6 protein-coding genes are annotated in these 7,582 nt (G+C 71.9%); 2 read left to right on the top strand and 4 right to left on the bottom strand.

Going from position 1 to position 7,582, the window contains the following annotated elements:
* Window positions 1-139: 139 nt before the first annotated feature.
* From ABNT58_RS07895 to paoA, 4 genes are all read right to left on the bottom strand, one after another.
* A complete protein-coding gene (locus ABNT58_RS07895) occupies window positions 140-1,657 on the bottom strand; it encodes a methyl-accepting chemotaxis protein (RefSeq protein WP_348752954.1) in 1,518 nt (505 codons plus the stop codon).
* Between the two features lie 87 nt (window positions 1,658-1,744).
* Complete coding sequence (gene paoC, locus ABNT58_RS07900) at window positions 1,745-3,955, bottom strand: aldehyde oxidoreductase molybdenum-binding subunit PaoC (protein ID WP_348752955.1); 2,211 nt, start codon at window positions 3,953-3,955, stop codon at window positions 1,745-1,747.
* 1 nt (window position 3,956) lies between these two features.
* Window positions 3,957-4,907, bottom strand: a complete 951-nt coding sequence (locus ABNT58_RS07905; RefSeq protein ID WP_348752956.1) for a xanthine dehydrogenase family protein subunit M — start codon at window positions 4,905-4,907, stop codon at window positions 3,957-3,959.
* Entirely contained in the window at window positions 4,904-5,545 is a 642-nt protein-coding gene (gene paoA, locus ABNT58_RS07910; protein WP_348752957.1) for an aldehyde dehydrogenase iron-sulfur subunit PaoA, read from the bottom strand. The genes ABNT58_RS07905 and paoA overlap by 4 nt, the downstream gene beginning before the upstream one ends.
* Window positions 5,546-5,784: 239 nt before the next feature.
* On the opposite strand from paoA, the gene ABNT58_RS07915 reads away from it, so the two are divergent.
* Together ABNT58_RS07915 and ABNT58_RS07920 are read left to right on the top strand one after the other, a co-directional pair.
* Window positions 5,785-6,945 (top strand): acyl-CoA dehydrogenase family protein, encoded by a 1,161-nt coding sequence (locus tag ABNT58_RS07915; RefSeq protein ID WP_348752958.1) that lies wholly within the window; start codon window positions 5,785-5,787, stop codon window positions 6,943-6,945.
* Window positions 6,933-7,582, top strand: a 650-nt coding sequence (locus tag ABNT58_RS07920; RefSeq protein ID WP_348752959.1) for a PIG-L family deacetylase, incomplete at its 3' end; no start/stop codon positions are given. The genes ABNT58_RS07915 and ABNT58_RS07920, both read left to right, overlap by 13 nt.

Raw genomic sequence — 7,582 nt, forward strand, 5'->3', positions numbered from 1 at the left:
CCCCAAGGGGCTGAGAGCCCCCCCCGGGGGGTGGCGAGCGCAGCGAGCCTGGGGGCAGACATCAGCCCCGCCGGGCCGCCCCAAGGGGCTGAGAGCCCCCCGGGGGGTGGCGAGCGCAGCGAGCCTGGGGGCAGACATGTCAGCCGAAGGTGGCGACGGCGTTGACCAAGGCGCCCGACTGTTCCTTCAGCGACAGCGCGGCGGCCGAGGCCTCTTCCACCAGCGCGGCGTTCTGCTGGGTGGCCTGGTCCATCTGGGCGATGGCCTGGTTCACCTGCTCGATGCCGGCGGTCTGCTCCTGCGAGGCGGTGGTGATCTCGGCCACCACGGTGGTCACGCGTTCCACGCTGCCCACCACTTCCTGGATGGTGGCGCCGGCCTGGCCCACCAGCCGGGTGCCCGCTTCCACCATGTCCACCGAGCTGCCGATCAGCACCTTGATCTGCTTGGCCGCCTCGGCGCTGCGCTGGGCCAGGGTGCGCACCTCGCCGGCCACCACCGCAAAGCCGCGGCCCTGTTCGCCGGCCCGCGCGGCTTCCACGGCCGCATTCAGCGCCAGGATGTTGGTCTGGAAGGCAATGCCGTCGATGGTGCCGATGATGTCGGAGATCTTGCGCGAGCTGTCGCTGATGGCGCTCATGGTCTGCACCACCTCGCCCACCACGGCGCCGCCGCGGGCCGCGACCTGCGAAGCGGCCAGTGCCAGCTCATTGGCCTGGCGGGCGTTGGCGGCGTTCTGCTTGACGGTGGCGGTGATCTGCTCCATCGACGCGGCGGTCTGCTCCAGCGCGCTGGCCTGGGCCTCGGTGCGGGCCGACAGGTCGAGGTTGCCGGCGGCAATCTCGCCGGAGGCGGTGGCGATGGTGTCGGTCGCGTGGCGGATGCTGCCCACGGTGCCGGCCAGGCCCTGCTGCATCTGGCTCATCGCGGCCAGCAGGCTGTGCGTGTCGCCGGGCTGCAGCTGCACCTGCACGCCCAGGTCGCCGGCGCCGATGCGGCGCACCACCTGCGCGGCATAGTCGGGCTCGCCGCCCAGGTCGCGGTAGATGCGGCGCGACATGGTCCAGCCCATCACACCCACCACGGCCATCAGCACGCCGCCCACGCCCAGCATCAGGCCGGCGGCGCGCCAGTAGGCGGTGTCGATGTCGTCGATGTAGTCGCCGGTGCCGATGATCCAGTCCCAGGGCTGGAAGTGCACCACGGCATAGAGCTTGTCCACCTTGTCTTCGCGGCCGGGGCGCGTGCCGGGGGCCACCACGTTGCCGATGGGCTTGCCCTGCATCGCGGCGCGGTAGCGTTCACCGGCTTCCTTGCCGCCCTTGGGATCGACCACGCCGATGCGCTTGGGGTTGGGGTGCACGTAGTTCACGTCGTTGCTGTAGCCGCGCACGAAGAAGTAGCGCTCTTCCTTGCGCAGGCTGCCCAGCATGGCCACGGCCTGGGCCTGGGCGGCTTCTCGCGTGAGCTTGCCGGCCTGCTCCTGCTCATGGATCTTGGCCACGCCGGCCTGGGCCAGCACCACCAGGTTGTTGAGCTGGGCGGTGCGCTCGTCCAGCATGGTCTGACGCAGCCCATGGAGCGAGAGCCCGATCAACACCAGCACGCCGCAAAGGGCCGCGGCACATAGCCAGAGGATTCGGGTACGGAGCTTCATGGGCGACGACTTCAAGAAAAAGGGCGGTACTGCGACCGTTATCGGCCGCTGTACCGCCAGCTTGACAATCGCCGCGTGGGCGTGCTGTTACGCCACCGGCGGCAGCCGGTCCAGCAGCTTGTCCAGCGTCACCGGGTAGTCGCGCACGCGCACGCCGGTGGCGTGGTGCACCGCATTGGCGATGGCCGCCGCCACGCCGCACAAGCCCAGCTCGCCCACGCCCTTGGCCTTCATCGGCGAAGAGATCGGGTCGGTCTCGTCCAGGAAGATCACCTCCTGGTGCGGGATGTCGGCATGCACCGGCACCTCGTAGCCCGCCAGGTCGTGGTTGACGAAGTAGCCGCGGCGCTTGTCCAGCGCCAGCTCTTCCATCAGCGCCGCGCCCACGCCCATGGTCATCGCGCCGATCACCTGGCTGCGCGCCGACTTGGGGTTGAGGATGCGGCCGGCCGCGCACACCGCCAGCATGCGGCGCACGCGGATCTCGCCGGTGTACCCATCCACCGCCACCTCCACGAAGTGGGCACCGAAGGTGGACTGCTGGTACTGCTTGTCCAGGTCGCCGTACTCGATCGAATCTTCGGCCACCAGGCCGGCGCTGCCGGCGGCTTCGGCCAACGGCACTGTGCGGCCACCGGCCTTCACCATGCCATCGGCAAAGTCGGCCTGCGCCGGGTCCATGCCCAGCTGGCGGGCCACCTGCTCACGCAGCTTCACGCAGGCGGCGTACACGCCCGAGGTCGAGTTGTTGGCGCCCCATTGCCCGCCCGAGCCGGCCGAGGTGGGGTAGCTGGAATCGCCCAGCCGCACCTGCACCTGCTGCAGCGGCACGCCCATCATCTCGGCCGCGGTCTGGGCGATGATGGTGTAGCTGCCGGTGCCGATGTCGGTCATGTCGGTTTCCACCGTCACCCGGCCGCCCGGCTCCAGCTTCACCCGCGCGCCCGACTTCTGCAGCAGGTTGTTGCGAAAGGCCGCCGCCACGCCGGTGCCGATCAGCCAGCGGCCTTCACGCTGCTGCCCGGGCTGCGGGTTGCGCCGGGCCCAGCCGAAGCGCTCGGCCCCGGTGCGCAGGCACTGCACCAGCTGGCGCTGCGAAAAGCGCCTCGAGGGCTTCTCCGGGTCCACCTGCGTGTCGTTCACCACCCGGAACTGCACCGGGTCCATGCCCAGGCGCTCGGCCATCTCGTCGATGGCCATTTCCAGCGCCATCAGGCCGGGGGCTTCACCCGGCGCACGCATCGCATTGCCTTCGGGCAGGTCCAGCACCGCCAGCCGCATCGCGGTCATGCGATGGGCACCGGCGTACAGCAGGCGCGTCTGGTTGACCGCGGTCTCGGGCTGGCCCTCGGGCAGGTCGCCCGACCAGCTCTCGTGGCCGATGGCGGTGATGCGGCCATCCTTCTCGCAGCCGATGCGCAGGCGCTGGATGGTGGCGGGCCGGTGGGTGGTGTTGTTGAAGATCAGCGGGCGCTGCAGCGCCACCTTCACCGGCATGCCGGCCGCGCGGGCGCCGAGGGCCGCCAGCAGCGCGTCGGCACGCAGGAACAGCTTGCCGCCGAAGCCGCCACCGATGAAGGGCGAGATCAGCCGCACGTTCTCCTTCTTCATGTTCAGCGTGCGGGCCAGGTCGCCGGCGCCCCAGTCGATCATCTGGTTGCTGGTCCACACCGTCAGCTTGTCGCCCTCCCAGGCGGCCAGCGTGGCATGCGGCTCCATCATCGCGTGCGATTGGTCGGGCGTGGTGTAGGTGGTGTCCAGCTGCACCGGGGCCTTGGCAAAGGCGCCGGCGAAGTCGCCCACGGCGGTGTGGGTGGGGCCGCTGTTCTCGTTGGGCTTGGCCATGGGCGCGCTGTCGCGCTGCTCGGCCAGGTCGAACCGGCCCTTGGCGGCTTCATAGCGCACCTGCACCAGCTCGGCCGCGGCGCGGGCCTGCTCGAAGCTGCGGGCTACCACCACGGCCACGGCCTGGTGGTGGTGGTCCACCTGCGGGCCGGCCAGCAGCTTGGCGGTGTTCATCTTGCCCTTGCCCAGCTTGCCGGCATTGCGGGCGGTGACGATGGCCAGCACACCCGGTGCAGCACGCGCCGCGCGCAGGTCCATGGACACGATGCGGCCCTTGGAGATGGCCGCGCCCACCACGTGGCCGTAAGCGGCGTTGCGGGCCACGTCGTGCCGCTCATAGGCATAGCGCGCGGTGCCGGTGGTCTTCAAGGGCCCGTCGATGCGGTCCACGGGCTGGCCGATGACCTTCATGCGGTCGATCGGGTTGGTGGTGGCGGGTTGGTCGAATTTCATCTCAGGTCCTCGCTTCGGCCATCACCGCGGCGAGCGTGCGCTCCACCAGCGGCCGCTTGAAGGCGTTGTGTTCATCGGTACGGGCATCGGCCAGCAGCTGGGCGGTAAAAGCCTTGGCACCTTGCGGCAGCTGCGGCTCGGCCGCTTCCATGCGCCAGGGCTTGTGGGCCACGCCGCCCACGGCCACGCGGCCGCGGCCATCGGGCTGCAGCACCGCGGCCACCGACACCAGCGCAAAGGCGTAGGAGGCGCGGTCGCGCACCTTGCGGTAGAGGTGCTTGCCACCTACCGGTGGCGGCAGCGTCACCGCGGTGATCAGCTCGCCGGCTTCCAGCGTGGTGTCGTGCTGCGGGGTGTCGCCCGGCAGCCGGTGGAAGTCGGCGATGGGGATGGTGCGGCGGCGGCCGTCGCCGCGCACGGTTTCCACCGTGGCGTCCAGCACCCGCATGGCCACCGCCATGTCGCTGGGGTGGGTGGCGATGCAGGAGGTGCTGGTGCCCACGATGGCCAGCTGGCGCGAGTAGCCGCCGATGGCCGAGCAGCCGCTGCCCGGCTGGCGCTTGTTGCAGGGCTGCTGCGTGTCGTAGAAGTAGGGGCAGCGGGTGCGCTGCAGCAGGTTGCCGGCCGTGGTGGCCTTGTTGCGCAACTGGCCCGAGGCACCCGACACCAGCGCCCGCGACAGCACGCCGTAGTCGCGGCGCACACGCTCGTCGGCCGCCAGGTCGGTGTTGCGCACCAGCGCGCCGATGCGCAGGCCGCCGCCACCGCTGGGCTCGATCTTGTCCAGCCCCAGGCCGTTGACGTCGATCAGGTGCCGCGGCGTCTCGATCTGCAGCTTCATCAGGTCCAGCAGGTTGGTGCCGCCGGCGATGAAGCGGGCGCCCGGCGTCTGCGCGGCCGCAGCGGCGGCCTCGGCGGGCGACTTGGCCCGTTCGTAGCTGAAGGCCTTCATGCGCGCACCCCCGCCACTTCGGTCATCGCATCTACGATGTTGCTGTAGGCGCCGCAGCGGCAGATGTTGCCGCTCATGCGCTCGCGCAGCTCTTCGGCGCTGAGCAGCGGCTTGGCGGTGATGTCGCCCGTCACATGGCTGGGGATGCCGCGCTGGATCTCGTCCAGCGTGGCCACGGCCGAGCAGATCTGCCCGGGCGTGCAGTAGCCGCACTGGTAGCCGTCGTGCTTGACGAAGGCGGCCTGCATCGGGTGCAGCTGGCCGGGCTGGCCCAGGCCTTCGATGGTGGTGACGGCGGCGCCTTCATGCATCACCGCCAGGCTCAGGCAGCTGTTGATGCGCCGGCCATCGACCATCACCGTGCAGGCACCGCACTGGCCGTGGTCGCAGCCCTTCTTGGTGCCGGTGAGCTGCAGGTGTTCACGCAGCGCGTCCAGCAGCGTGGTGCGGTTGTCCAGCTCCAGCGACTGGGGCTTGCCGTTGACTTGGAAACTGACCCGAGTGGTGGGCGGCGCGCTGGTGTCCGCGGCATCGGCCGCGGCACCGGCGGGTGCGGCGGCAGCCTGGCTGGCGGCCACCGAGGCGGCGCTGGCAAGCAGCAATTCTCGGCGCGATAGCGCCAGGTGAGGGCTGTCCATGGGGGAAGTTCTCCGGGTGGCGGCATGCACGGGCATGGCGCGGGTTGAGGGCAAGCGGTCCCGCAAGGGGGATGGCCTTGTAGCGGCAATCACCAAGCCTGCGGACCCGCCAAACGCGGTGGGGCCGCCCGCGCGCGCAGCGCACCTACCGGCACAAGGGCCGGCGTCCTACAAGCCGGGCCGGGCCCTGGCGGTGACCATCCCCTCACCCCTGCAACAGCGGCGCCCGCCGTGACCTGATGAGCGCCTCCGTGCTTCCTGACTCTGCCAGCCCGCCGCCCGCCGCCGGCCTGCCCGCGCGGCCGCCCGGCCGGGCGGTGCAGGGCGGCCTGCGAGGAGCCCAGGACGCTGCGGTGGCCCCGGCACGCGCGATCGAAGCGCTGCTGTCGACGCAGGCGCCGGGCACCCCATCCGTGGCCCGGCAGCTGCGCCTGCTGATCGCTGCCCGGCTGGACGCACTGCCCTGGCCGGCCAGTGGCCACACGCTGGCCCGCTGGCAGGCGCTGGCGGCCGTGGCGGCCCACGACCTGGCGCTGGCCAAGCTGTACGAGGGTCATACCGATGCACTGGCGGTGTTGCATGAACTGCAAGTCGCAGCGCCGCCCGCGGGAAGTTGTCTAGGCATGTGGGCCGCCGAGCCGCCGGATGGCCGCGTCACCTTCCAGCGGCTGCCCGACGGCGAGGTGCGCCTGGCCGGCACCAAGCGCTGGTGTTCGGGCGCGGCCCATGTGAGCCATGGGCTGCTGACGGCCTGGCCTGCCGATGCCGGTGCGGCGGAAGGCGAAGGTCCGTGGCTGGTGCTGGTGGACATGCAGCAGCCCGCGGTGCAGGTGCAGCCCGGCGCCTGGTGCGCGGTGGGCATGGCCGACAGCCAGAGCCTGGACGTGCAGCTGGACGGCGCCATCGCCCGCCTGTGCGGCAACGCGGGTGACTACCTGCAGCGGCCGGGCTTCTGGCAGGGCGGCATCGGCGTGGCGGCCTGCTGGTACGGCGGCTGCGTGGCGCTGGGCCGGGCCTTGCAGCGTGCGGTACCGGCCCCGGGCGCCGCGGCTGGCGAACGCGGCTGGCTCACCCAGGTGGCACTGGGTCGGGCCGATGTGGAACTGCAGGCCCTGGCCGCTCTGGTGCGGCAGGCAGCGGCCTGGGTCGATGCCCATCCGCAGCACAGCGCGCAGGCGCTGGCGCTGCAGGTGCGCAGCGCGGTCGATGCCGCTGCCCAGCGCCTGCTGGTGCTCACCGGCCGCACGCTGGGCGCCACCCCGTATTGCCGCGACCCGCACTTCGCCCGCCTGGCGGCTGACCTGCCGGTGTTCCTGCGGCAAACCCATGCCGATCGCGACCTGGCCAGCCTGGCGCGGTTGATCGACACCCCGCAGGAGGCCGACCGGTGGGCGCTGTAGCCGAGCAGCCGCTGATCCACGGCCAGGGCACGCCGGCGGCCGCATGGGCCGCCTGCCCGCTGCTGCAGGCCGCGCCGGTGATCGATGCGATGCAACTGCTGCCCGCGCACCGGCGGGCGGTGGTGGTGGCGCCGCACCCCGATGACGAGCTGCTGGCCGTCGGCGGCCTGTTGTGGCAATGGGCCGCGGCCGGCCGCACGCTGCTGGTGGTGGGCGTGACCGATGGCGAAGCCGGCCTGCCTGCCGGCGACACCACCTTGCCGCATCGGCTGGCCGACCGGCGGCGCACGGAGCGCCGGCTGGGCCTGGCCCGCCTGGGCGTGGCCGCCGCAGCCATCCATCCGCTGGGCTTGCACGATGGCGGCGTGACGGCCCAGCAGGCGCGTCTGACCGATGCGCTCACGCGCCTGCTGCGGCCCGGCGATCTGGCCATCACGCCCTGGCGGCACGACGGCCACCCCGACCACGACGCCACCGGCCGCGCCTGCGCCGCCGCCTGCGCAGCCACCGGCGCGCAGCTGCTGGAGGTGCCGGTGTGGACCTGGCACTGGGCCCGGCCCGGCGATGCGCGCGTGCCCTGGCAGCTCCTGCGCCAGCTGCCGCTGCCGGCCGAGGCCCTGCGTGCCAAGCAGGAGGC

It is taken from the genome of uncultured Aquincola sp. (genome assembly GCF_964001545.1).
GTDB lineage: Bacteria > Pseudomonadota > Gammaproteobacteria > Burkholderiales > Burkholderiaceae_C > Aquincola.

Bases quoted from the DNA above. Each gene is read 5' to 3' on its own strand.
- ABNT58_RS07895 (WP_348752954.1), bottom strand. From the start codon at position 1,657: ATGAAGCTCCGTACCCGAATCCTCTGGCTATGTGCCGCGGCCCTTTGC.
- ABNT58_RS07905 (WP_348752956.1), bottom strand. From the start codon at position 4,907: ATGAAGGCCTTCAGCTACGAACGGGCCAAGTCGCCCGCCGAGGCCGCC.
- paoA (WP_348752957.1), bottom strand. From the start codon at position 5,545: ATGGACAGCCCTCACCTGGCGCTATCGCGCCGAGAATTGCTGCTTGCC.
- paoC (WP_348752955.1), bottom strand. From the start codon at position 3,955: ATGAAATTCGACCAACCCGCCACCACCAACCCGATCGACCGCATGAAG.
- ABNT58_RS07915 (WP_348752958.1), top strand. From the start codon at position 5,785: ATGAGCGCCTCCGTGCTTCCTGACTCTGCCAGCCCGCCGCCCGCCGCC.